This is a genomic window from Aeromonas sp. R10-1, from assembly GCF_040908465.1.
Taxonomy (GTDB): domain Bacteria; phylum Pseudomonadota; class Gammaproteobacteria; order Enterobacterales; family Aeromonadaceae; genus Aeromonas; species Aeromonas caviae.
This window is the reverse complement of the sequence record NZ_JBFODT010000014.1, coordinates 78,465-105,212: the sequence shown is the minus strand read 5'-3', so window position 1 is coordinate 105,212 and position 26,748 is coordinate 78,465. Positions and strand designations below refer to the sequence as shown.

Sequence of the window (26,748 nt, the reverse complement as noted above, 5' to 3'; positions counted from 1 at the left end):
TTCAGGACTCCTTCTTTTTCTGGCGCAGCAGGGCGTGCAGGCTCTGGGGGGCGGGTTGGGGGGCCTCGCGGCACTGGGTCCAGGGGCCCAGATGTTTGGGCATCAAGCCCCGCAGGCGACCGGCCACCCCGGTTGCGGCGTGGTAGAGGCGCGGGTGGGTGGCGGCAAAGGCAAAGCCCTGCATGGCAAGGGTCTCGAGTCGGCTCCTGGCCGCCCCCTGCCCCGCCAGCGGTTCGTGACCGGGCTGTGCGTCGTGCTTGGCCTCCCGGCGCAGGCGCTGCAACATGTCGGGAATGGGGATGCGCACCGGGCACACCTCGCCGCAGGCACCGCACAGGCTGGAGGCCGTCACCAGATCCTGGGTACTTTCCAGCCCCAGCAGGTGGGGGGAGATGATTTTGCCGATGGGCCCCGGGTAGATGGTGCCGTAGGCGTGGCCGCCAATGCGGGTGTAGACCGGGCAGTGGTTCATGCAGGCGCCGCAGCGGATGCACTGCAATGTCTTGCGCAGCTCCTCATCCCGGTAAGCCTGGCTGCGGCCGTTGTCGAGCAGCACCAGGTGCACCTCGTCCGGGCCGTCCAGCTCCCCTGCCCGGCGCGGGCCGCTGATGACGTTGAAGTAAGTCGTGATGGCCTGACCGGTGGCCGAGCGGGTCAGGGCGCTGTAAAGGGGCGGCACGTCGGATAGGCACTCCACCACCTTCTCGATGCCGGTGATGGCCACGTGGACTTTCGGCACAGTGGTGCACATGCGCCCGTTGCCCTCGTTCTCGACGAGGCACAGACTGCCGGTCTCGGCCACCGCGAAGTTGACGCCGGAGAGCCCCATGCCGGCGCGGCGAAACTCTTCGCGCAGGGCCCGCCGCCCGGTCTGGATCAGAGCGTCCACGTCCGTGGTGGGGGTGAAGCCTTCCAGGTTGCCGGCGAAGGTGTCGCTCACCTCCTGCTTGTTCTTGTGGATGGCGGGCATGATGATGTGGGACGGGGTGTCGCCGTCGAGCTGGACGATAAACTCCCCCATGTCGCTCTCAAGGCAGCGGATGCCGTGGCGCGCCATCTCGTGGTTGAACCCCACCTCCTCGCTCACCATGGACTTGCCCTTGACGATGCTGCTCACCCCGTTTTTTTGGGCGATGCGAAGGATGATGGCGTTGGCCTCGGCCGGCGTCTGGGCCCAGTGCACCCGGATGCCGTTGCGCTCACAGTTGGCTTCGAGCTGCTCCAAAAGGTCCGGCAGGCGCGAGAGACAGCGCTGGCGAATTTGCTCCGCCGCATCGCGCACCGCCGCTTCTTCGGCGGGGTCGGCGAAGGCATCCCGGCGCTTGGCGCGCAGGTAATCCATGGCGCCGCGAAAATTCTGGCGCAGCACGGGGTCGGCCAGGGCCGCCTCGGCCTGAGGATGGAAGCGGCGCGGCGAATACTTGGCGTGATCAGACATGGGGCTGGGCCTCTTTGGTATGAGCCAAATCGCTAACAGCGGCGCCGTTATGAGCTATTTCGTCACTGTCGGGGCGGCTGTGGGCGAGCAGGAAGCTCGCCAGGTGGGTGGCAGGCAAGATCCTGCCCTGATAGGCCAGGGATCCCTTGATGTTCAAGAGGCACCCCCAGTCGGCGCTCACCAGGGTGTCGGCGCCGGTGGCCAGCAGGTGGCGGGTCTTGTCTTCGACCATGGCCTGGCTGATGTGGGGGTGGCGCACCGAGAAGGTGCCGCCAAAGCCGCAGCACTCGCTCTCGTAGGCCTGTTCATGCAAGGTGACGCCATCGAGCTGCCCCAGCAGGCTGCGGGCCGTGGTGTGTACCTGCATCTCGCGTCGGGCCGAGCAGGAGGTGTGCATGACGATGCTCGCCTCCCCCACCCCGTGCCAGCGCACCCGGCAGACCCGGGCCAGAAACTCGGTGAGCTCGAACACCCGATCGCAAAAATCGGCCACCTCGGGGCTCTCGGGGAAGAGGCGGCGGTAGTGGTGGTGCATCATGCCCCCGCAGGAGCCCGACAGCACCACCACCGGCCAGGGCTCGGGGAAGAGCGCCATCTGGCTTTGCGCCACCTTGCGCGCCTCCTCCTCGTGACCCGAGGTGTAGGCCGGCTGCCCGCAGCAGGTCTGTTTCTCGACAAAGTGCACCCTTATCCCTTCCCGCTCGATCAGGGCGATGGCATCGAGCCCCGCCACCGGGTCGAACAGGTCCACCAGACAGGTGGCGTAGAGATAGACATCGGCCGGCTTGGCCGGGTAGACCCGCATTACCTTCATCACTTGCTCTCCTTACTTGAGCTGCAGCAGTGCGTCCGAGATGTGGAAGCTGTACATGAGCGCCAGCCCGATAAGGCCGGTGACCAGCAGGTAGTAGAGGGTCGGCAGCGCCGTCTTGCGCAGCGTCGCCCCCTCACGGCCGAGCAGCCCCACGGTGGCCGACGCCGCCACCACGTTGTGAATGGCGATCATGTTGCCCGCGGCGGCGCCGACTGCCTGCAGGGCCAGCATGGCGGCGGTGGAGACCCCCAGGGTCTGGGCCACTTCAAACTGGAACTGGCTGAACATCATGTTCGATACCGTGTTGGAGCCGGCGATAAAGGCCCCCAGCGCGCCGATGGTGGCGCTGAGCGCCGGGAAGAACTCCCCCACCAGCCCGGCGGCAAAGTTGGCGGTGGTCACCGGCATGCTGGCGAGATCCGCCCCGTTGACGCCGGAGTTGATGAAGATGCGCACCATGGGCACGGTGAAAATCAGCACGAAGCCGGCGCCGATCAGGGTGCGGCTGGACTCCCCCAGCGCCCGACCGAAGGGGACGAGGGAGCGCGACTGCAGCCAGGTGGCGAGCAGGGCGCAAAGCACCAGCAGCCCCCCCGGCAGGTAGAGCGGCTCAATCGACGCGCTGACCCCCTTCTCCCCCAGCAGATCCGTGAAGGCGAGGCTCACCGACAGGAGGCTTGCCTTGAACTCCGGGCTCACCCGGCTCGCCACCAGCAGGAGCGCCAGCGCCACATAGGGGAGCCAGGCCAGCATGAGCGACATGGGGCGGCCGGCGGCCTCTTTGAGATCGAGCTTCAAGGAGCCCAGCCACTCGGCGGGCCACTCGTTCTCGGGGGCGAAATCCCAGGAGTTCTTGGGCACCAGAAAACCGGCTCGCGCCGCCGTCACCACCAGGGCCAGCCCCACCAGGCCGCCGATGAGGGACGGGAACTCGGGGCCGAGCAGCATGCCGGTGAGGGCATAGGGGACGGTGAAGGCGAGCCCGGCGAAAATCGCAAACGGCAGGATGGAGAGCCCTTCGGTCCAGCTGCGGTTGCGGCCGAAGAAGCGGGTCAGCATCATCACCATCAGCACCGGCATCAGGGTGCCGACGGTGGCGTGAATGAGGGCCACGTTGGTGGTCACCTGTTGCAGGTAGATGTCCCAGCTGCTGCCACCGGCGCTCAAGGTCTGGCCGATTGCCTGGTTATCCAGCCCCTTGTTGATGCCCACCAGGATGGGGGTGCCCACCGCACCGAACGACACCGGGGTGGACTGGATCATCATGCCGAGCAGCACGGCGGCGAGCGCCGGAAAACCGATGGCCACCAGCAGGGGGGCGGCGATGGCGGCCGGGGTGCCAAACCCCGAGGCCCCCTCGATAAAGGCACCGAAGCACCAGGCGATGATGATGGCCTGGATGCGCCGGTCCGGCGAGATATTGGTGAAACCGCCGCGGATCGCGGTGATGGCGCCGGTGTGCTTGAGGGTGTTGAGCATCAGGATGGCGCCGAACACGATCCAGAGCACGGTCACCGTGATGATGAGCCCCTGCAGGCTGGAGGCGAGCACCCGGGTCGGGCTCATCTGCCAGCCCCAGAGGGCGATGAATACGGTCAGGATAAAGGCGATGGGCATGGCGCGCTTGGCGGGCCAGTTGAGGCCGAGCAGCAGCACGGCGGCCACCACGATCGGCGAGAAGGCCACCAGGGCCAACAGGGTGTCTGTCATCATTGCGTCCTTGTCCAGAGGGGTGCAGAGGCGCACCTTGTTGTTGTTTTGTTAAGCGGACGTGACCTTACCCTGTTCCTTTTTCGCGATATATGGAAATAATGAACAACATTCGTTCCAAAAGTTGATCAATATGGCCAGTACCGACGACCTCATCCTCTTCGCCCAGGTGGTGGAGGCCGGCTCCTTCAGCAAGGTGGCCGAACAAAATTCCCTGACAAATTCAGTGGTTAGCAAGCGGATCGGGCGTCTTGAGGAGGAGCTCGGGGTCCAGCTCCTCTATCGCACCACCCGCCGGCTCACCCTGAGCGAGGCGGGCAAGGCGCTCTATCAAGGTGCCAAAAATGTGAAGGCCGCCGCACTGGACGCCTTCGACGCGGTGGCGGGATTTGGTGAAAAGGTGAGCGGTCATGTGCGGATGTCGGTGCCCACCATCTCCGGCGAGCTCTTGCTCGCCGATGCGGTAGCCGATTTTTGCCAGCAGCACCCGGGGCTCACGGTGGAGATGTCGCTGGACAACCGCTTCGTCAACCTGGTGGAAGAGGGGTTCGATCTGGTCATTCGCACCGGCTATCTGGATGACTCGAGCCTGATTGCCCGCCACATTCTCGACTCCCAGTGGGTCATCTGCGCCGCCCCCGCCTATGTGCGCCGCTTCGGGGCACCGCGGGAGCCGTCGGATTTGCTCACCCACAACTGCCTGCGCTACGCCTACCAGAGCACGGGGGCCTCGGAGTGGGCCTTCAAGGGGGAAGAGGGCAACTATCTGGTGTCGGTGTCGGGGAGCTTTTCAACCGACAACGCCGGCGCCCTGCGCAAGGCGGCGCTGGGGGGGCGCGGCATCGTCTATGTGCCGCGCTGTCTGGTCTATCACGACCTGATGCAGGGGGATCTGGTGGACTTGTTTCCCGACCGGGTGGGCAAGAAGCTCGGCATCTACGCCGTCTACCCCTTCACCCGCCAGCCGCCGCGCAAGATAAGGCTGCTCATCGAGCACATCCGCCAGCGCTATCTGGAAATTGGCCACTACTTCATCTGAGGCCCTTGCCGGGCCTCAAAGGGCGGATGACGCCGCCTGACGGGAGAGAAACGCCAGGGACTGGCGGTTGAAGTGATCCGGCTGCTCCACGTTGCAGACGTGGCCGCACTTTTCGATGATTTCGAGGCAACTGTAAGGGTCGCGGGCTACCTGCTCGCGCACCGGTGCGAGGAACATGTGATCCTCCTCCCCCATCACGTAGAGGGTGGGAATGGGCAGGGCCCGCTCGCGAAAGTAGCGCATCAGGGGGTTCACCTCGGTGGCGAGACGGAACCAGCGCTTGAACTCCTTCTGGCAGAGCTTGCGAGCCTCGCGCACGAAGAGGTTGCGGGACTCCTGATGGTGCTGGCGCGGCATGATGATGAAGGCGAACAGGCGGTAGAGCCACATGTAGGGCAGGAAGTGCTGGCCGAGGCGACCAAGCTGCACCAGCACCCGGGAGCGGATGTCGAGACGCAGGATGGCGCCGCCGAGCACCATGCTCTTGACCCGCTCGGGGCGAAGCTCCGCCAAATGGCGAATGAGGATGGTGCCAAGGGAGATGCCGACAAAATGGGCGTGGGGGATGCGCAGGTGATCCAGCAGGCGCAGGATGTCCTCGGTCACGGCCCGAAAGCTGTAGTGCCCCTTTACCACCTGCTGCAGCTGGTTGGACTGGCCGTGACCGCGAAGGTCCAGCAGCAGCACGTTGAAGTGCTCCCGGTAGGCCCGCAACTGCTTGAACCAGATGGAGGAGCTGCCGCCCGCACCGTGCACGAACACCACCCAATCCCGATCGGGACCCAGTTCAAAGGTCTTGTGGTACAACATCTCATGGGCTCCCGGGGTGATGGGGGGTATACTCGGCGCGCATATTAACAGAAGGCTCACCCCGGTGAACATGCTTCCACCATGATCGGACCAGCCTGGAGTCCCCATGACCCTCGTTCAATTGCGTGAATTTTTGCTCAGCCAGCCCGGCGCCACCGAGGACACCCCCTTCGGCCCGGAGATCCTGGTCTACCGCATCGCCGGCAAGATGTTTGCCCTGGTGGACTGGCAGGCGGAGCCCCTCTCCATCAACCTGAAGTGCGAACCCGAGCTCGCCCTGCTGCTGCGGGAGATCCACCCCGAGGTGAAACCGGGCTGGCACATGAACAAGCAGCACTGGAACACGGTGACACTGAGTGAAGGCCTGTCTGACGATCTCTGGCAGGGCTGGATAGTCCACTCCTATGAGCGGGTGGTGGCGGGTCTGCCCAGGGCGAAGCGGCCCCAGGCTCCCCGCGCGACCATCAGGGAGGGTTGACCCATGCCGTCTCTTTCTTCTCCTCGTATCGTCCCCCTCGAGGAGGCGCACATACCAAGGCTTTTGGATCTGTTCGAGCAGTCGGTACGCCGCCTGGGGCCTGCACACTACAGCCCGGAGCAGGTGGAGCAGTGGGCCAGGGGCGCCCATCACCCGGGGCTTGCCAGCCAGTTGCGCGAGCACCATGGCTGGGTCATCGAGCAAGACGATGTGCCCCTTGGCTTTGCCACCCTGAGCGATGACGGTCATCTCAGCCTGCTCTACGTGAGCCCGGATCATCCGCGCCAGGGGCTCGGCACCCTGCTGCTGGAGCGGGTGCTGGCAGCCGCCAGCCAGATGGGACTCGGCAGCCTCACCACGGAGGCGAGCGCCTTCAGCCTCGCCCTCTTCCTGCGTCACGGCTTCCTGCTGACCGGATTGGAGACGGTGGAGCGCGGCGGTGTCCAATTTATCCGCCATCGGCTCCACTGCCGCTTGCCATGACGGGTTCAGCCACTAAAATACGCACCATTTCCCCAAGGCAATGAAGAAAGGGCAGCCATCATGGTGGTAGAGAGCGACGGTTACATTGCGCTGATCGAGTATCTGGTAGAGAGTCTGGGTCTGTTCGAGAGCCAGCAACAAGGCGGCGGTGCCCAGACCATCGAGGATCTGGTGAGCAGCCGGGTGGCCGACAACCTGATGGCCATCTGCGAGCAGAACCCCCAGCTCGACCCCAAGGTGCGCTTCCTGATCATGCAGGAGGCCGATGCCGTGGTCGCCGACCTGGAAGAGGTGCTCTCCGCCGTCTGGTTGTCCGCCCCCAGCGAAGCCCAGCAAGCCTTCCTCATCGAGTTCATCGACCTCATCAAGAACCTGTTCGACAGCACCATCGGCTGATCCCATCCCTGCCGTGACGGCAAGGGGACGAGATGCAATGAGGCGAGGAGTGAGGCGGGACGCCCAATGAAAAGGGCCGCCTCATCGGGCAGCCCTGCTTGCTAGCATTGTCAATTCATCGCGCTTGTCAGAGTAATGAATTTCGGGGCAAAAAAATGTGTCTGGTCTTGGCAACCATCCGTGGTCGCTACCCTGTTGGTCAGCCAGGGTTCAGTTTAGTTCCCCACCTGACGCATTTTTTTCAATTATTTTTCATCACAATGACACGGGGGCCTGATGGCCCCCGTGGTATGCGATGACGCCTCAGCGACTCAGGCTGGGAGGCAGGCAGACGCCAATGCCCCCCAAGCCGCAATACCCCTCGGGATTCTTCTCCAGATATTGCTGGTGATAATCCTCGGCATAGTAGAAGGGGGCCAGCGGCAGGATGCGGGTGGTGATGGTGCGCCCATCACCGCTCGCCGTCATGGCCTGCTGGTAGGCGGCCAGGCTCTGCTGGGCAATCGCCTCCTGGGTGTCGTCCCCGACGAAGATGACGGAGCGATACTGGGTGCCGATGTCGCCACCCTGGCGCATCCCCTGGGCCGGATCATGGTGTTCCCAAAACAGCTTGACGAGATCCCCATAGCTGATGACCTTGGGATCGAACACCACCTGCACCGTCTCGGCGTGGCCGGTCAGGCCGCTGCACACCTCCTTGTAGGTGGGATTGGGGGTCAGTCCCCCCTGATACCCGGCGGCGGTGGAATAGACTCCGGGCTGCTGCCAGAACAGACGCTCCACCCCCCAGAAACAGCCCATGCCGAACCAGGCAAGCTCCATTCCCTCGGGCCAGGGCCCCTGGGTCGGGTGGCCGTTTACTGCATGCACCTGGCCAATCTCCAGCGCTTCCCGCCGTCCCGGCAGCGCCTCTGCCGGTGAAATAATCTGCTCCATATGCCCTGTCCTTGTATAAAACCCCGCGCAATGCGGCTGACGAAAAGGAACACCGAAGATATCAGGTTATTAGCCCGGATCAACCAGGGAGCGGCCCCCGGGGCGACCCTCCCGCCCTCGCCTGCGTCTTCCCCTCCCCACCCGCACTGGTCAAAATGGCGACAAAAAAACATCGAGTCGATATTTAGTCTTGATTTGTGAATTTATTTTCATATATTGGGCGAATTGCTGCTTTTTTATGGAATGAAACACGTGCGTGAACGCGAACCCAGCCTGGTCCATGCCTTTCGGCAATCCACCCCTTATGTCAATGTGCACCGGGGTGCCACCTTCGTCCTGATGATCGGCGGGGAAGCCATTTGTCACTCCAATTTCGCCAACATCGTCAGCGACATCGCCCTGCTGCAGACCTTGGGGATCCGCCTGGTGCTGGTGTTTGGTTCGCGCCCGCAAAATGACGAGGCCCTGGCCCGCGCCGGCATCCAGGCCCAGTATCACAAGCGGATCCGGGTCACCGACGATGCCAGTTTCGCCATCATCAAGCAGGTGTGCGGCGGTCTGCAATACGACATCACCGCCCAGCTCTCCATGGGCCTCGCCAACACCCCCATGCAGGGGGCCCGCATCAGCGTGGTGAGCGGCAACTTCGTCACCGCCCAGCCGCTGGGTGTGGATGACGGCATCGACTTCTGTCACAGCGGCCGGGTGCGTCGCATCGATGTGGAGGGGATCACCCGCCAGCTGGATCAGCACGGCCTGGTGCTCATCTCCCCCATCGGCTGCTCGGTCACCGGCGAGAGCTTCAACCTGAGCTCGGAAGAGGTAGCCCGCCGGGTGGCGGTGGATCTCAAAGCCGACAAGCTCATCTGCTTCAGCAGCACCCAGGGGGTAATGGACAGGCACGGGGAGGCCATCTCCGAGCTCTTCCCCGAGCAGGCCGAAGAGCTGCTAGTGGCGCTGGAGCAGGCGGGGGAAGAGATGTCAGGCACCGCCCGCTACCTGCGCGCGGCCATCGCCTCCTGCCGGGGTGGCGTGCCCCGCTCCCACCTGGTGAGCTATCAGGACGACGGCGCCATGCTGCAGGAGCTGTTCAGCCGCGAGGGGCTGGGTACCCAGATCGTGCGCGAAAGCGCCGAGCGGGCCCGGGCCGCCACCATTGAGGACATCGGCGGCATCCTGGATCTCATCCGTCCGCTGGAGGAGGAAGGGATCCTGGTGCGCCGCTCCCGGGAGCAGCTGGAGATGGAGATAGACAAGTTCACCATCATCGAGCGGGACGGCCTCATCATCGGCTGCGCAGCGCTCTATTGCTTCATGGAAGAAGCCATGGCCGAGATGGCCTGCGTCGCCATCCACCCGGAGTATCGCAACTCCAACCGGGGAGACACCCTGATCGCCAAGGTGGCCGAGCGGGCCAAGCGGCTCGGCATCCGTCGCCTGTTCGTGCTCACCACCCGCTCCATCCACTGGTTCCGGGAGCGGGGCTTCGATCCCCTGGAAGTCGAAGATCTGCCGGTGGAGCGCCAGCGCTTCTACAACTGGCAGCGTCGCTCCAAGGTTTTGTCCAAGACCATTTCGTAACTGATTGATCTTGTGCCTGGTTACCGTCAATTTTGTCCTTTTTTACGAACTCGATTGACAGTGCAATCCAGACCAAGGTATTTGTACATGCACGCCACCTGTCACAGGTGGCACCAGAAGAGGAGCGCTGCCCAGGCAGCCCAAGGGAGGACACCAGTGTCCAGTGAACTTGGGTCAGGGGGAGCAGCGCCGAGACGAGGCGAGTGACTGGACACCGCCACGTCGGCTGCGGGGGCTGAATCCCCCGGGTTGTCATCGGTAGTGGTCATCCCACACCGCGCCCCACTTGGGGCGGGTACGGGATGGGCTCTGCAGGTGGAGTGCTTCTGGCCGGGATCCTCGCGTTTTCCTGCCATTTTTTGCCTCCTCCTCTCTATTTGCCCGATGAAACCGGATTTTCACCTTGAGACAGGAGTATGCAATGAACCCGATCAATGTCGCCAAGTTTGGCGGAACCAGCGTCGCCAATGCCGCGGCCATGAACCACTGCGCCGACGTGGTGCTGGCCAATCCGGCGACCCGGGTGGTGGTGCTGAGCGCCAGCGCCGGCGTCACCAACCTGCTGGTGAGCCTGGCTCAGGGTGAACTGGACGAAGCCGGACAGGATGCCCAGCTTGCCAGGCTTGCCGACATCCAGCTGGCCATTCTGGCCGCCCTTGGCAACCCGAGCGACGTGAGCGCCCTCATCCATGCCCAGCTCGGCGACATTCGCACCATGGCCCGTCAGGCCAGTCAGCACACCGACGCCGAACTCGCCGATCGCCTCATCGCCTGCGGCGAGCTGATGTCCACCCGTCTCTTTACCGAACTCCTGCACCAGCGCGGGGTCAAGGCCCAGTGGCAGGATGCGCGCCAACTGCTGCGCACCGACAGCCGCTTTGGCAAGGCCACCGTGGATCTCGCGGCGACCCGCGCCCTCTGCCAGCAGGCGGTGGGCCCGTTGCTGGGTGACAGCCTGGTCATCACCCAGGGCTTCATCGGTGCCGACGGCGATGGTCGCACCACCACCCTCGGCCGTGGCGGCTCCGACTACAGCGCGGCCCTCCTGGCCGAGGCACTGGACGCAGGCAGCATCGAGATCTGGACCGACGTGCCCGGCATCTACACCACGGATCCCCGCCTGGTTACCCGCGCCCGCCCCATCCCCGAAATCAGCTTCGTGGAGGCGGCGGAGATGGCCACCTTCGGCGCCAAGGTGCTGCACCCGGCTACCCTGCAACCCGCGCTGCGCCAGGACATCCCGGTGTTCGTGGGCTCCGCCAGGGACCCCGCCGCCGGTGGTACCTGGATCCGCGCCACCACCCGCAGCAACCCGCTGTTCCGGGCCGTGGCCCTGCGCCGCCAGCAGGTGCTGGTGACCCTGCACAGCCTCAACATGTTCCACGCCTACGGCTTCCTGGCCGAGGTGTTCGGCATCCTGGCCCGTCACCGCATCTCGGTGGATCTCATCACCACCTCCGAGGTGAGCGTCTCCCTGACCCTGGATCACACCGGCAGCCAGAGCAACGGCGAACCCATCCTGAACGACAAGGTGCTGGCGGAGCTCGGCCAGCTGTGCAAGGTGGAAGTGGAGACCGGTTTCGCCCTGGTGGCGCTCATCGGCAACCGCATGAGCGAAGCGGCCGGGGTGGGCAGCCAGGTGTTCGACGCCATCCGCGAGCACAACATCCGGATGATCTGCTACGGCGCCAGCGCCCACAACCTCTGCTTCCTCGTCAAAGAGGACGAGGCAGGCCACATCGTCAACTGCCTGCACCGGGAACTGCTCGACTGAGTCGCCCCGGCGCTGGCACACAACGAGCCTCCTCCGCCCCATCACACCCGGGGCGGCCTTCCCCACTCAGCAAAGAGGGGCGCCGCGGCGCCCCTCTTGTCACTCTTCTTCCACCATCAGCTGGTGACCAGGGTGGCCCGGGTGGGCAGCAGATTGGCCCGGATCTGCTCGCGCAGCCCTCCCAGCCGTTGCAGCAACCCGGCCTGACCGAGCCCCGCTTCGTCAGGGGCCAGATTGTCCACCAGGGCCGGGAAGTGCTCCCGTACCGCCTGCTCCAGCCAGTCGAGGCGGCGCAGGGTGAGCGGGCCGCAGCTCTTGCCGCTGAGATCGTCCAGGATGTCGAGCCGATGGCTGCGGTACATGTCGCGCCACCAGTTGGCCGCCAGCGCCTCGTCGCTTGCCAGCGCCGCACTCCACTCCCCCACCAGTCCCTGCATCCGCGCCAGCACGGGGGCGCTCGCCCCCTCCCGCGACAGGTATTGCAGCTCTCCCCTGGCCCAGGCGAGGCAGAGCTCGCGCCAGCGGCGAAACAGCGGCAAGGGATCCGCCTCGTCCAGCCAGAGCCCGGAGAGGGTGCGGGTTTCCAGCCGCTCAGGCACATGGAAGTCGGGATCGGTGAGGCCGTTGGAATTGAACTCGTGCAGGGGATCGAAGGGCCACATGTAGCCAAAATCGAACACCGAGATATGCTGGCCGTCATCCAGCAGGTTGCCCGGGCTCGGATCCCAGTCAAACCAGCCCCAGCGGGCCAGCTCCGCCTCCACCGCCAGCATCTGCGCCAGGTTGCGCTCGCAGAGCGTGCGCACCGGCTCCCCCCGCAGCCAGGGGGAGACCAGCACCCCGGCCCGGGCGGAGCCGAAACTGGTGCAGACCACGTTGGAGAGGATGGTGGGGTGCAGCTCCCGCAGGCTCTCTATCTCCCGGCGCCGCTCCAGCTCGGTGAGAAAGGCGGTCTTGCCGTCCACATTGGCCACCAGAGAGTCCTGGCGGCAGCGTTTCAGGCACCAGTGGTGCCCCTCCACCTTGAGATGGAACACCTCGGCGGTGAGCCCGTGACCGTAGACCTTGACGACGTCCGGGTGATCCTCGGTCAGCCGGACGAGCTGGGGCAGCGGCAGGGGGCAGTCCCGCTCCCGCCCGATCCGGATCTCTTCTTTGCTCTCCAGCATCTGGAGCAATCTGGCCTGACGCGCCGCAACTTTGGGATTCATACATGTACCTCCAACCGTTACTGAGAGACTAAACAGCGCCCCCCTCCCAGACCAGCAGCAAAGGCTCATGATGACGCTTTCATCACAGAATGAGTGCCCCTGGCGGATCGGGATCACAAATTGCTTCACTGTGCTCATCACGGAATATTCATCTTGTTGTCATTAAATTGACATCAAGGAACAAGCCACGCACCATCGGGTCAAAATAGAGGCAGTCGTCGCTGCCATGACCGCTCCAAGGATGAGCCCTTATGAATGCCCCCGTCACCGGCCACCGCCCCGCCTCCCAGCCCCTGGCCGGGCTGTTGCTGGGTCTGCTGACCGCCCTGCTGCTGCTGACCCTCGCCCTGCCGCTGCTCAACCCCGTCAGCTGGCTCGGGCGTGCCGCCCCCCTCATTCTGGGCCCGGCGGATCAGCCCATCGCGACCCTCAATCGCTACAGCCTGCTCTACAAAAGTGACAACCGGGGCTTCTATCTGGTGGTGCGCAGCCAGTGGCAACTGCTCAAACCCCTGCAGGAGGGGGACAAGGTGCGGGTGGAGCTGCTCAACGACAAAGGGGTGCGCATCGATCAGCTGAGCCAGGCGGTGGACAAGCGCCAGAAGTGCCGCAAGGAGCGCTGCACCCTGAGCCTCAACAGCGCCCTGCGCGCCCCCGACGACGCCCTGGACAGCCGCTACCAGCTGCGCATCGGGCTGCTGCTGGCAGACAGGCCGGAGAGCGCCGAATACAGCCAGATCCTCCAGACCCTGCCGGAGCGCGGTTTCAACCTCCTCTACCTGATGACCAGCCTGCTGCTGGTGCTGCTGGTGAGCGCCGCCGTGCTCAAGGCCCTGCTGCCGCGGCTGCGCCGAAGCTACCGCGCCCGGGTGGCAGGCAGCCTGCTGCTCGGCAACCTCACCTTCGTGCTGCTTCACGGCTTCGTGGTGTTCAAGCTGGGGGAATTCCTGTTCTGGTCGGGCTTTCGGCCAGAGCACTACTACCTCGCCTGGGGCAGCATGGTGCTGGGCTGGAGCCTCTGTGCCCTCGCGGGCTTCAGCCTCTATATGGGGCTGCTCTTCACCGCCCTCTCGGGCATCGGGCTGCTCGCCAACTTCATGAAGATCGCCATCTACGGGGTGCCGCTGGGGGGGGACGATCTGGGCAACCTGCTGGCCCTGCTGCACATCCTGCTCGATCAGCATCCTGTGGTGCCGGTGCTCGTCGTGCTGGGGCTCCTCTTTCTGGTGTGGCGTTTCGCCCTCTCCCGCTGGATCCTGCGGGGCTTGCTGCGCACCGCCGCCGCCACCGCCGCCTTCTTCGCCCTCTGCGTGTTCGCCACCCAGACCGGCAACAAGCTGCTCGGGGCCAACATCCGCTACGTGGACAGGGCGGTGAACTACCACAGGGACATCATCCGCGCCGGCCCCGGCCTCTACCTGTTCAACCTGGTGGACGAGATGCTGCAAAGCGGCAACGTGTTTCGCTACCCCTTGCAGATCAACGAGCGCACCCCGGAGCTGAGCCTGCCCGCCCAGCCCAGGGCTCCCCGCTTCGATCTGGTGATCGTGCTGCAATACGAGTCACTCTGGCTTGGCTGGCAGGGCCGTCTCTGCGCCCCCGCCCCCACCTTGAACCTGCCCGCCAGCGTGGCCCAATGGCGCAAGACCATCCACTCCCCCACCACGGGGGGCATGACGGTACTGGCGGAGTTCGAGATGAACACCGGCCTGCCGGTGGGCCTGCTCAAACAGGGGGTGGTGCCCTACTACTACCTCTCGGACAAGGTGCCCGGCCTTGCGCGCAGCGCAGCCCAAAGCGGCTACCAGACCCTGTTCGCCCACCCCTATGTGGAGAAGTTCTGGGGCCGTGCCAAGGCGATCCCGGCCCTCGGCTACCAGGAGCGCTGGTTCGATACCCGCTTCACCGCCCTCGAGCACAAGGGGCTCTACATCTCCGACGATGCCCTCATCGATCACCTGCTCAAACGCAGCAACCAGGACGATCAGCCCCTGTTCGCCTACGCGGTCACCATGCAGGGGCACGGCCCCTTCGACGGGGATCGCTACCGGGCCCAGCAGCGCAGCGGCGCCTGCCCGGATCAGAGCCCGGCGGATACCCAGTTGCTCAACACCTACTACACCGGGGTGGTGGATGCCATGGCCTCCCTGGAGCGGCTGCTCAAGACCCTGGACAGCTCCGGCAAGCGCTACCTGGTGGTAGCCTTCGGGGACCACCAGCCCTTCCTGATGTCGGCGGGCAAGGGTATCCACGGCGCCAAACCGCCACGGGATGCCAGCTACCAGATCCCCATGATGGCCTTCACCCGGGCCGGGGACGGGCTGGATCTCGCCCGCCAGTTCGACCCGGTGCGCCAGCTCTACCAGATGGGCCAGGCCACAAGGCAACTGCTGGCGGGGGACCTCACCCCCATCCGGGACCAACCCCTGCTCCACCCGGTGCTCGGGGAGGAGAAAGGCTTCGACCCCTCCCCCCTGGTGCCGCAGATCCGCGCCAGCTTCCGGCCCGATGCCCTGCCCTGATCCGCAGCGAACTAGCAGACGACAAAGAGGTCGCCCGGGCGGCCTCTTTGTCTATGTGCCGATGCAACTATGGCAGGCAGTGCAGTGACTCACTCCCCAAGCCAGGACTCGCACAGGGTGAGGCTCTGGGCATCGAGATCCAGTTCGGCCTCGATGCCAAGGGGCAGGGTCAGCATGGGGTGGGTGTGGGCACAGTCATACTCCGCCAGAATGGGGAAGGTCGGCTCCCCCACGACCTCCAGCAGGATGTCGAGGGGCCGCCTGCCGCTGCCCTGGCTGTCGAACAGCTCGTGCTTGCCGAGCACCAGGGCACCGATGCGATCAAACACCCCGCACAGCTTGAGGTGGGTGAAGGCGCGCTCCACCGTTTCGGCGGTTTTGAGGCTGTCTTCCAGCAGCAGAATGTCTCCCCGCTCGATGGACGGCATATAGGGGGAACCCCAGATCCCCGCCAGGGTATTGAGGTTGCCGCCAATGAGCCGACCCCGCACCCGGCCAGTGCCCACCGAGATCAGCCGGTTTGGCCAGCACTGCTTGGCCCGGGTCTGATGCTCCCAGTCGAGCCGCTCCTCGGTCCATTGCGTCGGAGTCGGCAACCGGTGGGGCAGGCTGGCACCACCGGCCATGCAAACGGACAGGAAGCCGACCAGGGTCTCGTCCACCAGCGGCGAGAGCTCGCCAAAGGAAGCCACCAGCGCCGGGCCATAGAAGGTCACGAGGCCGGTCTGGGCATAAATGCCGAGCAGCAGGGCCGTTACGTCGGAGTAGCCGATGACTATCTTGGGATCCCGCTTCAGCGCATCAAAATCGAGGTAGGGCAGCAGGGAGTTGGAGTTGCTGCCGCCAATCACCGACATGATTGCTCGCACTTGCGGATCGCGAATGAGGGCATTGAGTTCGTCAGCCCGCGCCGCGATGGAGCCGGAGCGCCAGTGATCCTGTTCGCCGGTCAGGCTGCCCGCCTTGAGTTCGAAGCCCTGCGCCGCCAGATAAGCCTTGGCGCGAGCAAAGCGGTTCGGCGCCCAGGCGGTGGCCGCGCTGGAGGGAGAGAAGAAACCTATGGTGTCGCCGGGGTTGAGCCCCGGCGGTTTGAGTAAGGTCATGGATGCAGCCCTGCCATATGAGTTGAACGCCGCCGGGAGATGCGATCCCGGCGCCAGACTGCATCCTACTGCGGCCTTTGAACGCCCGACAAGGGCGAAGAATCGCACTCACAGTGCTCGTTTTTGTTTAGAAAAATTAAATGACTCTCGCTACATGCACATAAAGACTGAACAATGACAACACAGATCGCGCCCTTTTCCCGGCTTTAAGGTGCCTATCACGCGCTGATACATGGCCGCGAGGTCAGTTCCCGCCTCTCCCGACGACATCCCGCCGCCGTTCCCCAATAAAAAAGCCGATCTCGCGATCGGCTTGGGCATTGGCTTCTAACGGCGTGAGCGCAAGCTCACACCACCACGGCGGTACCGCTGATGCTGACCATCAGCATGCTGCCGTTCTGGCCCACCACCTCGTAGTCGATGTCGATGCCCACCACGGCGTTGGCCCCCAGCGCCTGGGCACGCTCCTTGAGCTCCTCGAAGGCGATCTCCCGGGCCCGGGCCAGCTCTTTTTCGTAGGCGCCGGAGCGACCGCCGATGATGTCGCGGATGCCGGCGAACAGATCCTTGAAGATGTTGGCGCCGAGGATGGCTTCGCCCACGACGATGCCGCGGTACTCGCGAATGGTCTTGCCTTCCAGGGTGGGGGTGGTTGAGAGGATCATGAGGTCTCCTGTGAGTTGGGCTGGGTGCGCGAAGCACCGTTGCCGTCATGGTAGCAAGGCGTTGACCAAAGCATAAGCCCGGCGTGGCCAGGGGCTTCAAGCACAGCGCCCGCCAGGTTCATCAAGGTGCCATCCATACGGCCTGTGTCGTGCCACTTTCCCCCGCAAAGCGACCTTGGGCACCGGTGCTGGGGAGAGGGCTTCCGGCCACGATGAAAGCGGGGCCTTGATGATGCAGACACGACGGCAGCTGCACCGGCCCTCTGCGTCTTCGCCCTGAACGGCGGCAGGCGCTGCCAGGAGCGCCCCGCGTCGGCCATAAAAAAAGGAGAGGCAAGCCTCTCCTTTCTGATGTTCGCAGCGGCAGCCGCCATGCACTCAGTGCAGCTTCATGCTCGGGCGCAGCACCCGGTTGATGCGGCCCACCAGCATGATGAGGCCGGTCTTGATGTAGCCGTGCAGGGCCACCTGGTGCATCCGGTAGAGGGAGATGTAGACGATGCGGGCGATGTAGCCCTCCACCATCATGGAGCCCCGCATCAGGTTGCCCATCAGGCTGCCCACGGTGGAGAAGCGGCTCAAGGAGACCAGGGAGCCGTGATCGTGATAGCGGTAGGGCTTCATCTCGCCGCCATTCATCTTGGCCAGGATGTTCTTGAACGCCTGGGTCGCCATCTGGTGGGCGGACTGGGCGCGGGGCGGCACGAACTTGCCGTCCGGCTGCGGGCAGGCGGCGCAGTCGCCGATGACGAAGATGTTCTCGTCCCGGGTGGTCTGCAGGGTCTCGTGGACCACCAGCTGGTTGATGCGGTTGGTTTCCAGGCCCGCGATCTCCTTCATGAAGTCCGGCGCCTTGATGCCCGCGGCCCACACCATGAGGTCTGCTTCAATCAGCTCCCCATCCTTGGTGTGCAGGCCCTCGGCGGTCGCTTCGGTGATCATGGTGGCGGTGCGCACGTCCACGCCCAGCTTCACCAGCTCCTGATGGGCGGAGCCGCTGATGCGCTCCGGCAGGGCCGGCAGGATGCGGGGGCCCGCTTCCACCAGGGTCACCTTGAGACTGTCGGTGGTGAGGTTCTTGAAGCCGTAGGCGTAGAGCTGCTCCACCGCGTTGTAGAGCTCGGCGGAGAGCTCGACGCCGGTGGCGCCGCCGCCGACGATGGCGATCTTCACCTTGTCACCGGGCTGGTATTCGGTGGCGAACTGCAGGAAGCGGTTCATCATGCTGTTGTAGAAGCGGTGCGCCTGAGAGGGGCTGTCCAGGAAGATGCAGTGATCCTTGATGCCCTTGGTGTTGAAGTCGTTGGAGACCGAGCCGATGGCCATCACCAGGATGTCGTAAGCCACTTCCCGCTCGTTGACCACCAGGGCGCCGCTCTCGTCGTGGATGGGGGCCAGCACGATGCGTTTCTCGTCGCGCTTGATGTCGGTCAGGCTGCCGAGCTGGAATTCGAAGCCGTGGTTCTTGGCGTGGGACTGGTAGCTCAGGGCATCGATGCCCGCATCCATGGAGCCGGTGGCCACTTCGTGCAGCAGGGGCTTCCACAGGTGGGTGCGATTGCGATCCACCAGGGTGATCCTGGCCTTGTTCTTCTTGCCCAGCTTGCGACCCAGGCTGGTCGCAAGCTCGAGACCACCGGCGCCACCGCCTACAACGACAATATTCATCATGATGATTTTCCTTGGTTCCTCAAAACGAAAGGGAGCCATTGGCTCCCTAAAACGAAATCGGTTGACGTGATGGCTCAGGCTTCTTTGAAGGCCTTCATCCGTTGCAGATGGTGCGAGATGTTCTTGAACTTATGGGTCTCGCGCTCATCCCATACGATGTCGTAATAGTTCTTCAATTCACGTTCAGTGTCCCGATTATCGCGGATTTCATCCTGAACGGAAAGGATGCACAGGCAGTTTCCTGAATTTTTATTACGAAATTCGGTTACACACTTGGTGCCGATGTCCTCGTACTCTTCCGGCCTGTCGATCTTGCCCTGCATGTTCTCTTCCGGGTGCAGGTTGGGGTTGAAGACCACCTGCTTGATGCCGCACAGAAACCCGATCCGCTCGCTCCAGTAGCCACCCAGGCCCACGCCGCAGATGAGAGGTTTGGGATCCGTGCTCATGTCGAGCTGCTTCTTCACTTCCTTGAGCAGGTGGCTCATGTCGTGGCGGGGGTGAACCGTGCTGTAGTGCACGAAACGCACATCATCATCGATAAACTGCAACTGCAGCACTTTTTCATGATTGCCGGGGCTGGTGGCATCAAAGCCATGCAGATAGATGATCATGGACAAGACCTCAAAAACTGTGTCGGTTCTATCGAAACTACCCCAGCGACAGGGCCTTGCGCCACCAAAACATCCCACTTTCTTGCTTTGGATCACGCCCCTTCGGGCCACCAAACCGCGCGTCGGGGCCGCTGTGGCAGCGCCATGCCCCGGCGGGACATGGCGCAAACCGGGTCTGGCGAGGTTAACCGCCGCACTGGGCGAAGCGCGCCACCGCCGCTTCCACCAGGGCCAGGCTCCCCTGCCAGAAGGCGGGTTTTCGAATGTCCTGCCCCAAATGCCGTTCGACCAGCTCTTCGGCGCTCATGCGACCTGTGTCTCGCAGCAGGGCGCGGTAGGCCTTCGCTACCCCCTCCTCCCCTGCGGCCTGGCGGCCCATCAGCTGCTGATAGACCCCGAGGCTGAACAGATAGCCAAAGAGGTAGGGGTAGTTGTAAAAACCGAAGCCCGCGATGGAGAAGTGCGCCTTCGCGGCCCAGAACAGGGGGTGATAGCGGTCGAGGCTCTGCTCGTACCAGCGCCCCCAGGCCTCGTCGGTGAGCCCCTTGAGCCGGGCCGACGACACATAGCCCTGCTCGCGCTCGGCCACCAGGGCCCGCTCGAAGTCGAAGCGGGCCGGGATGTTGACCAGGAAGGTGGCGGCGCCATCGGCATCCGCCCAGGCGATGGCCAGACGCTCCTCGGCGCTTCGGGCCTGCTCGTAGAGGGCGCTGCGCACCAGGGTCTCGGCGAAGATGGAGGCGGTCTCCGCGAGCGTCATGGGGTAGCTGCGCTGGCTCATGGGCAAGTCGCGGATGAGCCAGTTGTGCCAGGCGTGACCGAGCTCGTGGGCCAGCGTGATGACGTTGTCCATGGTGCCCGCATAGGTGATGAAGACCCGCGGCTCCACCGGCTCGGCAAACTTGGTGCAATAGGCCCCGGTGCGCCGATTGGGGGTGGGGGCGGCATCAATCCAGCCGCGCTCGGCCATCATGCGGGCAAAATCCCCCATCTCGGGGTCAAAGCGCGCGAAGGCCAGGGCGATGATGTCGACCGCCTCCTCGAAGGGGATCTCCCGGCGGCTGGCGGCAGGGGGCGGCGCAAAGAGATCCTCCGGCCCCAGCACCTCGAGGCCGAGGTGACCGGCCATCAGCCCCAGGGCCCGCTGGCCCAGATGACGGGCCTGCCAGGTCTCCGTCATCAGGGTATCCAGAGTCGCCCGCTCGATGTGGCTCTGGTGGCAGGAGAGATCCAGGGCATCGAGGCGCCGGTGTTTGCCGCGCTGGCGCGAGAGCTCCAGGCGCCAGCCGTTGAGGGCGTTGAGGATGGCAGCCACCGTCTCCTGTTCCCCTTCCCAGCCGGCACTGATGGCATCGAAGGCCTCTTTGCGCAGGGCACGATCCGGGCTGGAGAGCAGGTTGCTCGCCTCTGCCAGCCCCATCTCGCGACCCGCGATCACCAGCCTTATCTTGCCCACCAGATCGTTGTAGAGGTTGCCCCAGGCGTGCAGGCCGTCGGTGCCAAGGCCTATGACCAGCTGCTCCGCCTCCACCGGCAGCCGCTGATCCTGCAAGCGACGCTCGTGGCGCAGCCGGTACCCCTCCTCCCCGAGCAGGGGGTCGGCCATCAGTTGCTCAAACTCGGGCGCAGGCAGCCCCAGCATCAGATCTTCGATGGGGGCAAGCGTCTTGAACAGATCCGCATTGAGGGCACGGGCCCGGGAGGCAACCTGCTTGGCGAGGGGATCCCGGGCGTCCTGGCTCCCCTTGCAGGCCGCCAGCACGGCGATGTTCCAGCCGATGTCGCGAATGCGCCGGGCCCGCAGGCGTACCTCCCTGAGGAAGTCCTGCAAGGCGCCTGGGGTGCGCGGAACCTGGGCCAGTCCCTCGATAAAACCGCTCAGCTCGGCCAGGCTGGCGCGGGCCAGGCTCATGTCCGCCTCGAGGACACAGCTGTCGAGGGAGGGGTAGATGTGATCATTTTGCCACTGCTGTGGATAGACTCGTTGTTGCATCGAACGCTCATCGTCAGGGACGGGCCTGGCCCGTCGTGAAATCCAGGTGGCCAGAGCCACCACCTTCGCGGGCAGGCATCACACCAGCCGCTCGAGGCGCACCACCGCCTCTTCCACATAGCGCAGGCTCTCCTGCCAGAACCCGGGTTCGCGGATGTCGACCCCCAGGTGCTTCTCCACCAGCGCCTCGGCGCTCATGCGGCCGGTATCTCGCAGCAGGGCGCGATAGGCGGGCACAAACTCGCCCCCGGCCCGCGCATGCTGGGCATAGAGCCCCAGGCTGAAGAGATAGCCAAACAGATAGGGGTAGTTGTAAAACCCGGACTCGGCGATGGAGAAGTGACCCTTGCTGGCCCAGAACAGCTCGTCATACTGGCTGAGGGCGTCACCATAGCACTGCTGCTGCGCCGATTTCATCATCTCCCGCATCTGGCTCGCCCCCACGTAACCCGCCTCTCGCGCCGTCACCAGAGCGCGCTCGAAGGCAAAGCGGGCGGGGATGTCGAGAAGCAGGCTCGCGGCCCGCTCCCCGTCCAACCAGGCGATGGCCCGGCGCTGCTCCACCTTGTCGGTGGCGGCCAGCAGGGCATCGCGCACCAGGATCTCGGCAAAGAGGGAGGCAGTCTCCGCCAGCGTCTTGGGGTAGCCCCGCTGCTCGAAGGGAAGATCCCGCAGCAACCAGCTGTGCCAGGCGTGGCCGAGCTCATGGGCCAGGGTGATGACGTTGTCCATGGTCCCCTCGAAGGTGAGGAAGACCCTTGGCTCGGGCGGATCGGCATACTCGGTGCAATAGGCGCCGCTTCGCCTGTGCTCGCTCGGGGCGGCATCAATCCACCCCTTGTCGGCCATCATGCGGACAAACGCCCCCATCTCGGGGTCGAAGGCGGCAAAGGCCTCCATCACCAGATTCAGCGCCTGCTCGAAGCCGAACTTGCCGTGCACGGCCTGGGGCGCCGGTGCAAAGAGATCCCAGGGGGCGAAGTCGGTGATCTGCTGGGCACAGGCCATGGCCCGCAAGGCGCGGCGCCCGAGCTCCCTGTGCTCCCCGGCCGCCGCCATCAGGGTCTCCAGGGTCGCGCCCGTGATGTGCTCCTGATGGCAGGTGACCTCGAGGGCATCCAGCCTGCGCCCCTTGCCACGCTGGCGGCCGAGCTCGTTGCGCCAGCCGTTGATGGCGTTGAGAATGGCGGCCACCGTCTCCTGCTCCGCCTCCCAGGCGCCCTGGATGGCGTGCCAGGCACTGGCGCGCCGTGCCCTGTCCGGGTGGGCGAGCAGGTTGTCCGCCTGGGCAAGCCCCATGGGCACCCCCTCCACCACCGGCAGCAGCCGCCCCACCAGGTTGTCGTAGAGATCCCCCCACCCCTGCAGGCCGTCCACCGCCAACCCCTCGATGAGCTGCTCGCTCTCGAGCGAAAGCCACTGATCCTGCAGCGCTCTGTCGTGATGGATGTGGTAGGCCAGCTCGAAGAGTTCGGGGTCTTGCAGCAGGGTGCGCACCAGTGACTCGGGGGCGCGAACCCAGAACAGGTCCACCGGCTTGCTGCGCTGGGCCAGGGTCGCCTCCAGCTGCTGGCCCCGGGAGAGCAGTACCCGGGCCTCCTCGTCGCGCCCGTTCTGGCTCAGCCGGTTGTAACCATAGACCTGGCTGTTCCAGGCCAGGGTCTTCACCCCGTTGGCCTCGCGGCGGATGGCCCGCAGCAGGTGGCGCAGGGCATTGGCATCCGCAACGGGATGGGCGGGATCCGGCAGGTCCGCCAGGAGGGCGTCAAGCCGGGTGAGAGCGCGGGCAGCCTCCTGGAAGGCGGCCTCGATGGCAGGATCGTCGGGGGCGGCATAGATGTGATCATCTCGCCAAACGGGTGGTTTCATGGTTGTCCTTGTCTGTTTGCGTCCATATCGGGTCACCCCGCCTCTGCGGGCGGGTGAAACCGGATAGTACGAAGGGGGCCAGGCACTTGCCTAGCCCCCATTCGAGGCAACCAGCAGAAGAGCGCCCCCGGGTGCGACGGCCCCTGTCGGCCGTCCCCCGACAAGCGACCTATTTGGCGGGCTGAAGCTTGCTCACCAGGGTCATGGCCACCACCAGCACCAGCCCTGCCACCACGCCTGCCAGGGCGCTCAGCAGGGTGGGCGTCACCACGGCCAGTACCCCGCCGACCCCGGGCAGGGCAGCCACCGTACCTGCCGTCCCTTCGATGAGGTGATGGAGGAAGGGCCAGCCATGGACCAGAATACCGCCGCCGACCATGAACATCGCGATGGTGCCCACCAGGGCAAGCAGGTGCATCAGGCGGGGCGCCGTCACCAGCAGCCCCTGCCCCACCGCCCGGCGCACGGCGCCGCCATCGGGCTTTTGCAGCAGGTGCAGACCGATGTCGTCGAGCTTGACGATGAGCCCCACCAGGCCATAGACCCCGACGGTCATCAGCAGGGCGATGCCCGCTACCACGGCGATCTGCAGGCCCAGGCTCGACCCCTGCACGGTACCGAGGGCGATGACGATGATCTCCGCCGAGAGGATGAAATCGGTGCGAATGGCCCCCTTCACCTTCTGGCGCTCATAGGCCGCCAGATCCTCGGGCACCGGCGCCGCCTGATGCGCCTCCTCCTCGTGGGGCAGGAACTTGTGGACCAGCTTCTCCGCCCCCTCGAAACAGAGGTAGGCCCCCCCCAGCATCAGGAGCGGGGTGATGAGCCAGGGGATGAGGGCACTGATGGCGATGGCGGCAGGCACCAGAATGAGCTTGTTGCGAAACGACCCCTTGGCCACCGCCCACACCACCGGCAGCTCACGCTCGGCACGCACCCCCGACACCTGCTCTGCATTGAGGGCGAGATCGTCCCCCAGCACCCCGGCCGTCTTCTTCGCCGCCACCTTGGTCATCAGGGCGACATCATCGAGCACGCTGGCAATATCATCGAGCAGGGTCAACAAACTGGCTCCGGCCATATCTGGCATTCCTTCTATTGAGTGGGACACATCCGGGCTGCCCCGGTCAGGGTGATGAGGGGGTCAGGGGATCACGGGCCCATCCGGGGATCACCCTTTGGGGCAAAAGATGGCACAGTGTAACGGGAAGCCGCCACGGCGGCAGCCCCCCATGGCAGATCCCCTGCTCCGTTTTCACCTCACGGCCACTGGCCCAAGGAGTTCCCATGCAACCCTGGCAACCTCTGCTCGATTTCTGGTTTGGCGATGACGCAGACGACGCCCCCCGTGCCGCCCGTCAGGCCCCCCTCTGGTGGGGCAAGAGCAGCGAGACCGATGCCCTGCTGGCCTCACGCTTCGGCGAACTGGCGGCCCGTGCCGCAGCAGGCGAGCTCGCCCGTTGGGAGGACGATCCCGCAGGGCGCCTGGCCCTCATCCTGCTGCTGGACCAGCTGCCGCGAAACCTTCACCGCCACACCCCCGCCGCCTTCGCCCAGGACGACAAGGCCAGGGCGCTGTGCCTCAAGGGGCTCACCCTCGGGGTCGACAAGGGGCTCTCGCCGCTGGCCCGGGTCTTCTTCTATCTGCCCCTCGAGCACGCGGAGTCCAAAGAGCAGCAGGCCAGAAGCGTCGCCCTGTTCGAGGCCCTGGCCGACGAGCAGGCCACAGGCCCGGCCCGGGCCACCTTCGAAGGCTTTGCCGACTTTGCCCGGCGCCACCAGGTGATCGTCGAGCGCTTTGGCCGCTTCCCCCACCGCAACGCCATCCTGGGCAGGGCGAGCACGGAGGAAGAGGCCGCCTTCCTGCAACAGCCCGGGTCGGGGTTCTGACATAAAAAAATCCCCGCCATGGGCATGGCGGGGAGAGAACAACCGATCCGCGCATCACTGGATGCGATAGCGGGAGATCTGCTGGTGGATATTCTCCGTGGTCACGTTCAGCTCCTCTGCGGCGGCGGAGGTCTCCTCCGCCGTGCTGCTGGTCTGCTGCACCACCTGGGCTATCTGCTCGACCTGGAGGGCGATGGACTCCGCCGCCGAGGTCTGCTCGCGGATGGCCAGGGTGATCTCGCCGACCTGATCCATGACGCGATGGGAGGCCTGGCGGATCTGGGTGATGATGGCACCGCTTTCCGTCGCCATGGCCACCCCTTGCGCCACCTTCTCCTCCACCAGGACCATTCTGGCCACCGTGGCCTCGGACCCTTGCTGGATAGCCTCCACCGTCCTTGAGATCTCCTGGGTCGACTGGGCCGTCCGCTCCGCCAGCTTGCGCACCTCGTCGGCGACCACCGCAAAGCCGCGTCCCTGCTCACCGGCCCGCGCCGCCTCGATGGCGGCGTTGAGCGCCAGCAGGTTGGTCTGCCCCGCCACATCGTTGATGACGTTCACCACCCCACCGATGCGGGAGATCCCCTCCCCCAGCGCCGTCACATCGCGAGAGGCCTGACGAATGGCGTCGGCGATGTCGTTGATGGCGAGCACAGTGCGCTCTATGGTGGCCCCGCCGTCACTGGCGAGCTTGCCGGATTCATTGGTGATGCGGCTGGTCTCCTGGGTGCGCTGGGAGATGTCCGTGATGCTCACGCTCATCTCCTCTACCCCGGCGGCGATAAGGCTGGTGGCGTCATTGGCCTGACTCGCCGACTCCGCCATGTGCTGGGCCGCCTGGGAGAGGGACTCTGCCGTGCTCTTGATCTGCAGGCTGCCCACCGAGAACTCGGTGAAGGTCTGCTGCAAGGTGTCCAGCAGGCGGTTGACCGCCGTCAGCGTCTGGCCGATCTCGTCCTGCTGGCTCACATTGGCCCGCAGGGTGAAGTTCAGGTCGCGCTGGATCTCGGACAGGGTCGCCATGGCCAGACGGAGGGGATTGGCGACCTGCCTGAACAGCCAGAGAAAGAGCACCAGCGTGAGGGCTCCCGTGCCCACCGAGATGAACAACAGGGCCTGCATGCTGCTATCGGCATTCTGCTCGCCTCGCAGCTTGACGGCGTCACCTTGCTGGATGTTGAAGTAGACGTGCTTGTCGATGGCCTGGGAAAGCTGCTCAAACAAGGGGGCAAGCTCCTTGTCGATCGCCTCTCTGGCCTCCACATTCTTGTTCTCGCGGGACAGGCGCAGGACGTCTTCAGAGGCCTTGCCGTACTGGGCAACCAGGCGCCGATCATCGGCGACGAGCTGCCTGTCCTCCTCATTGGAGATCATCCCGCTTTCATACTGGCTCAGCAGGGCGTCCATCTTGGTGTGAAGGGATGCAATGCTCTGCTCTATCTGACTCATCTTGCCGTCGTCGGTATTGAGCACGTGCGCCTGGATAAATGAATGCAGGGCGTAGAAGTCTGTCTGTATCTCCTTGATCGTGGAAATGCTGGGGACTGTGTTGTCTGTTACATAGCTGAGATCCGCATTGGCGGAGGAGAGTCTGCTGATGCTGAACCAGCTGAGACACCCCAGGGCCAGCATGACCAGCAGGGCAATGAGTTGAAGCCGACGAGCGATATTCATGAGTGCTTACTCCATCCATAGACTCCCTGCCAGTGTAGCCGAAGCGGGCCCCGAAAATAGCGCCTAAAACATGCATT

General features: G+C 64.7%; 22 protein-coding genes and 1 riboswitch. Of the genes, 8 read left to right on the top strand and 14 right to left on the bottom strand.

What is annotated here, in order from left to right:
• Position 1: 1 nt before the first annotated feature.
• The 3 genes from AB5Y93_RS06150 to AB5Y93_RS06140 are packed head-to-tail and all read right to left on the bottom strand — an operon-like array spanning position 2 to position 3,962.
• Positions 2-1,438, bottom strand: coding sequence for a LutB/LldF family L-lactate oxidation iron-sulfur protein (locus tag AB5Y93_RS06150; protein WP_368228977.1), 1,437 nt, complete (start codon positions 1,436-1,438; stop codon positions 2-4).
• Positions 1,431-2,252, bottom strand: a complete 822-nt coding sequence (locus AB5Y93_RS06145; protein ID WP_080989992.1) for a (Fe-S)-binding protein — start codon at positions 2,250-2,252, stop codon at positions 1,431-1,433. Before AB5Y93_RS06145 ends, AB5Y93_RS06150 begins: the two co-directional genes overlap by 8 nt.
• Before the next feature lie 12 nt (positions 2,253-2,264).
• The gene (locus tag AB5Y93_RS06140; protein ID WP_368228976.1) at positions 2,265-3,962 is read right to left on the bottom strand and encodes an L-lactate permease; all 1,698 of its coding nucleotides are present in this window, start codon (positions 3,960-3,962) and stop codon (positions 2,265-2,267) included.
• Positions 3,963-4,023: 61 nt separating this feature from the next.
• Here AB5Y93_RS06140 and AB5Y93_RS06135 point away from each other — a divergent pair, with 61 nt between their 5' ends.
• Positions 4,024-5,001 (top strand): LysR family transcriptional regulator, encoded by a 978-nt coding sequence (locus tag AB5Y93_RS06135; protein WP_080988704.1) that lies wholly within the window; start codon positions 4,024-4,026, stop codon positions 4,999-5,001.
• Positions 5,002-5,016: 15 nt separating this feature from the next.
• Here the strand turns inward: AB5Y93_RS06135 and AB5Y93_RS06130 are convergent, their stop codons facing one another.
• On the bottom strand, positions 5,017-5,811 hold the full coding sequence (locus AB5Y93_RS06130; protein WP_104452773.1) for an alpha/beta fold hydrolase: 795 nt from the start codon (positions 5,809-5,811) through the stop codon (positions 5,017-5,019).
• 106 nt (positions 5,812-5,917) lie between these two features.
• Here AB5Y93_RS06130 and AB5Y93_RS06125 point away from each other — a divergent pair, with 106 nt between their 5' ends.
• Genes AB5Y93_RS06125 through AB5Y93_RS06115 form a run of 3 tightly spaced genes read left to right on the top strand, consistent with a single transcriptional unit; the run spans position 5,918 to position 7,168 of the window.
• Positions 5,918-6,289 carry an MmcQ/YjbR family DNA-binding protein gene (locus AB5Y93_RS06125; RefSeq protein WP_039038958.1) on the top strand — a complete coding sequence of 124 codons (372 nt, stop codon included), beginning with the start codon at positions 5,918-5,920 and terminating at the stop codon, positions 6,287-6,289.
• Positions 6,290-6,292: 3 nt separating this feature from the next.
• Positions 6,293-6,772 carry a GNAT family N-acetyltransferase gene (locus tag AB5Y93_RS06120; RefSeq protein WP_227263574.1) on the top strand — a complete coding sequence of 160 codons (480 nt, stop codon included), beginning with the start codon at positions 6,293-6,295 and terminating at the stop codon, positions 6,770-6,772.
• 60 nt (positions 6,773-6,832) lie between these two features.
• Positions 6,833-7,168 (top strand): DUF3802 family protein, encoded by a 336-nt coding sequence (locus tag AB5Y93_RS06115; RefSeq protein ID WP_041215402.1) that lies wholly within the window; start codon positions 6,833-6,835, stop codon positions 7,166-7,168.
• A 303-nt stretch (positions 7,169-7,471) separates the two neighbouring features.
• On the opposite strand, the gene msrA is transcribed toward AB5Y93_RS06115, so the two are convergent.
• A complete protein-coding gene (gene msrA / locus AB5Y93_RS06110; protein WP_202014483.1) occupies positions 7,472-8,104 on the bottom strand; it encodes a peptide-methionine (S)-S-oxide reductase MsrA in 633 nt (210 codons plus the stop codon).
• 252 nt (positions 8,105-8,356) lie between these two features.
• Here msrA and argA point away from each other — a divergent pair, with 252 nt between their 5' ends.
• Together argA and lysC are read left to right on the top strand one after the other, a co-directional pair.
• Positions 8,357-9,685, top strand: a complete 1,329-nt coding sequence (argA, locus tag AB5Y93_RS06105) for an amino-acid N-acetyltransferase (RefSeq protein ID WP_202014481.1) — start codon at positions 8,357-8,359, stop codon at positions 9,683-9,685.
• 109 nt (positions 9,686-9,794) lie between these two features.
• Positions 9,795-10,019, top strand: a riboswitch (Lysine riboswitch).
• Positions 10,020-10,106: 87 nt separating this feature from the next.
• Positions 10,107-11,459 carry a lysine-sensitive aspartokinase 3 gene (lysC, locus tag AB5Y93_RS06100; protein ID WP_041215403.1) on the top strand — a complete coding sequence of 451 codons (1,353 nt, stop codon included), beginning with the start codon at positions 10,107-10,109 and terminating at the stop codon, positions 11,457-11,459.
• A gap of 116 nt (positions 11,460-11,575) precedes the next feature.
• Here the strand turns inward: lysC and AB5Y93_RS06095 are convergent, their stop codons facing one another.
• The gene (locus AB5Y93_RS06095) at positions 11,576-12,670 is read right to left on the bottom strand and encodes a hypothetical protein (protein WP_010674362.1); all 1,095 of its coding nucleotides are present in this window, start codon (positions 12,668-12,670) and stop codon (positions 11,576-11,578) included.
• Positions 12,671-12,921: 251 nt separating this feature from the next.
• On the opposite strand from AB5Y93_RS06095, the gene AB5Y93_RS06090 reads away from it, so the two are divergent.
• A complete protein-coding gene (locus AB5Y93_RS06090; RefSeq protein ID WP_069652649.1) occupies positions 12,922-15,192 on the top strand; it encodes an LTA synthase family protein in 2,271 nt (756 codons plus the stop codon).
• Between the two features lie 89 nt (positions 15,193-15,281).
• Here AB5Y93_RS06090 and AB5Y93_RS06085 read toward each other — a convergent pair whose 3' ends face one another.
• From AB5Y93_RS06085 to AB5Y93_RS06055, 7 genes are all read right to left on the bottom strand, one after another.
• Positions 15,282-16,295 (bottom strand): S66 peptidase family protein, encoded by a 1,014-nt coding sequence (locus AB5Y93_RS06085; RefSeq protein WP_202014476.1) that lies wholly within the window; start codon positions 16,293-16,295, stop codon positions 15,282-15,284.
• A gap of 347 nt (positions 16,296-16,642) precedes the next feature.
• Positions 16,643-16,960 (bottom strand): heavy metal-binding domain-containing protein, encoded by a 318-nt coding sequence (locus AB5Y93_RS06080; protein WP_124244354.1) that lies wholly within the window; start codon positions 16,958-16,960, stop codon positions 16,643-16,645.
• A gap of 378 nt (positions 16,961-17,338) precedes the next feature.
• Positions 17,339-18,631: an NAD(P)/FAD-dependent oxidoreductase gene (locus AB5Y93_RS06075; protein ID WP_041212859.1), complete on the bottom strand. Its 1,293-nt coding sequence runs from the start codon at positions 18,629-18,631 to the stop codon at positions 17,339-17,341.
• 74 nt (positions 18,632-18,705) lie between these two features.
• Positions 18,706-19,245: an alpha/beta hydrolase YcfP gene (gene ycfP, locus AB5Y93_RS06070; RefSeq protein ID WP_005331594.1), complete on the bottom strand. Its 540-nt coding sequence runs from the start codon at positions 19,243-19,245 to the stop codon at positions 18,706-18,708.
• Positions 19,246-19,429: 184 nt separating this feature from the next.
• On the bottom strand, positions 19,430-21,238 hold the full coding sequence (locus AB5Y93_RS06065) for a M3 family oligoendopeptidase (protein WP_368228973.1): 1,809 nt from the start codon (positions 21,236-21,238) through the stop codon (positions 19,430-19,432).
• 78 nt (positions 21,239-21,316) lie between these two features.
• On the bottom strand, positions 21,317-23,107 hold the full coding sequence (locus AB5Y93_RS06060; protein ID WP_048207425.1) for a M3 family oligoendopeptidase: 1,791 nt from the start codon (positions 23,105-23,107) through the stop codon (positions 21,317-21,319).
• Positions 23,108-23,276: 169 nt separating this feature from the next.
• Positions 23,277-24,188 carry a DUF808 domain-containing protein gene (locus AB5Y93_RS06055; RefSeq protein WP_039038966.1) on the bottom strand — a complete coding sequence of 304 codons (912 nt, stop codon included), beginning with the start codon at positions 24,186-24,188 and terminating at the stop codon, positions 23,277-23,279.
• A gap of 206 nt (positions 24,189-24,394) precedes the next feature.
• On the opposite strand from AB5Y93_RS06055, the gene AB5Y93_RS06050 reads away from it, so the two are divergent.
• Positions 24,395-24,997, top strand: a complete 603-nt coding sequence (locus AB5Y93_RS06050) for a DUF924 family protein (RefSeq protein ID WP_161648249.1) — start codon at positions 24,395-24,397, stop codon at positions 24,995-24,997.
• Between the two features lie 54 nt (positions 24,998-25,051).
• Here AB5Y93_RS06050 and AB5Y93_RS06045 read toward each other — a convergent pair whose 3' ends face one another.
• Positions 25,052-26,671 carry a methyl-accepting chemotaxis protein gene (locus AB5Y93_RS06045; RefSeq protein ID WP_368228972.1) on the bottom strand — a complete coding sequence of 540 codons (1,620 nt, stop codon included), beginning with the start codon at positions 26,669-26,671 and terminating at the stop codon, positions 25,052-25,054.
• Positions 26,672-26,748: the final 77 nt, after the last annotated feature.

What these genes read in the sequence shown, in the direction of transcription:
- AB5Y93_RS06075 (WP_041212859.1), bottom strand. Translation starts at nt 18,631, where the DNA reads ATGATGAATATTGTCGTTGTAGGCGGTGGCGCCGGTGGTCTCGAGCTT.
- msrA (WP_202014483.1), bottom strand. Translation starts at nt 8,104, where the DNA reads ATGGAGCAGATTATTTCACCGGCAGAGGCGCTGCCGGGACGGCGGGAA.
- AB5Y93_RS06095 (WP_010674362.1), bottom strand. Translation starts at nt 12,670, where the DNA reads ATGAATCCCAAAGTTGCGGCGCGTCAGGCCAGATTGCTCCAGATGCTG.
- AB5Y93_RS06090 (WP_069652649.1), top strand. Translation starts at nt 12,922, where the DNA reads ATGAATGCCCCCGTCACCGGCCACCGCCCCGCCTCCCAGCCCCTGGCC.
- AB5Y93_RS06060 (WP_048207425.1), bottom strand. Translation starts at nt 23,107, where the DNA reads ATGAAACCACCCGTTTGGCGAGATGATCACATCTATGCCGCCCCCGAC.
- AB5Y93_RS06150 (WP_368228977.1), bottom strand. Translation starts at nt 1,438, where the DNA reads ATGTCTGATCACGCCAAGTATTCGCCGCGCCGCTTCCATCCTCAGGCC.
- AB5Y93_RS06130 (WP_104452773.1), bottom strand. Translation starts at nt 5,811, where the DNA reads ATGTTGTACCACAAGACCTTTGAACTGGGTCCCGATCGGGATTGGGTG.
- AB5Y93_RS06140 (WP_368228976.1), bottom strand. Translation starts at nt 3,962, where the DNA reads ATGACAGACACCCTGTTGGCCCTGGTGGCCTTCTCGCCGATCGTGGTG.
- AB5Y93_RS06145 (WP_080989992.1), bottom strand. Translation starts at nt 2,252, where the DNA reads ATGAAGGTAATGCGGGTCTACCCGGCCAAGCCGGCCGATGTCTATCTC.
- AB5Y93_RS06050 (WP_161648249.1), top strand. Translation starts at nt 24,395, where the DNA reads ATGCAACCCTGGCAACCTCTGCTCGATTTCTGGTTTGGCGATGACGCA.
- lysC (WP_041215403.1), top strand. Translation starts at nt 10,107, where the DNA reads ATGAACCCGATCAATGTCGCCAAGTTTGGCGGAACCAGCGTCGCCAAT.
- AB5Y93_RS06045 (WP_368228972.1), bottom strand. Translation starts at nt 26,671, where the DNA reads ATGAATATCGCTCGTCGGCTTCAACTCATTGCCCTGCTGGTCATGCTG.
- AB5Y93_RS06055 (WP_039038966.1), bottom strand. Translation starts at nt 24,188, where the DNA reads ATGGCCGGAGCCAGTTTGTTGACCCTGCTCGATGATATTGCCAGCGTG.
- AB5Y93_RS06125 (WP_039038958.1), top strand. Translation starts at nt 5,918, where the DNA reads ATGACCCTCGTTCAATTGCGTGAATTTTTGCTCAGCCAGCCCGGCGCC.
- AB5Y93_RS06065 (WP_368228973.1), bottom strand. Translation starts at nt 21,238, where the DNA reads ATGCAACAACGAGTCTATCCACAGCAGTGGCAAAATGATCACATCTAC.
- AB5Y93_RS06080 (WP_124244354.1), bottom strand. Translation starts at nt 16,960, where the DNA reads ATGATCCTCTCAACCACCCCCACCCTGGAAGGCAAGACCATTCGCGAG.
- AB5Y93_RS06115 (WP_041215402.1), top strand. Translation starts at nt 6,833, where the DNA reads ATGGTGGTAGAGAGCGACGGTTACATTGCGCTGATCGAGTATCTGGTA.
- AB5Y93_RS06085 (WP_202014476.1), bottom strand. Translation starts at nt 16,295, where the DNA reads ATGACCTTACTCAAACCGCCGGGGCTCAACCCCGGCGACACCATAGGT.
- AB5Y93_RS06120 (WP_227263574.1), top strand. Translation starts at nt 6,293, where the DNA reads ATGCCGTCTCTTTCTTCTCCTCGTATCGTCCCCCTCGAGGAGGCGCAC.
- ycfP (WP_005331594.1), bottom strand. Translation starts at nt 19,245, where the DNA reads ATGATCATCTATCTGCATGGCTTTGATGCCACCAGCCCCGGCAATCAT.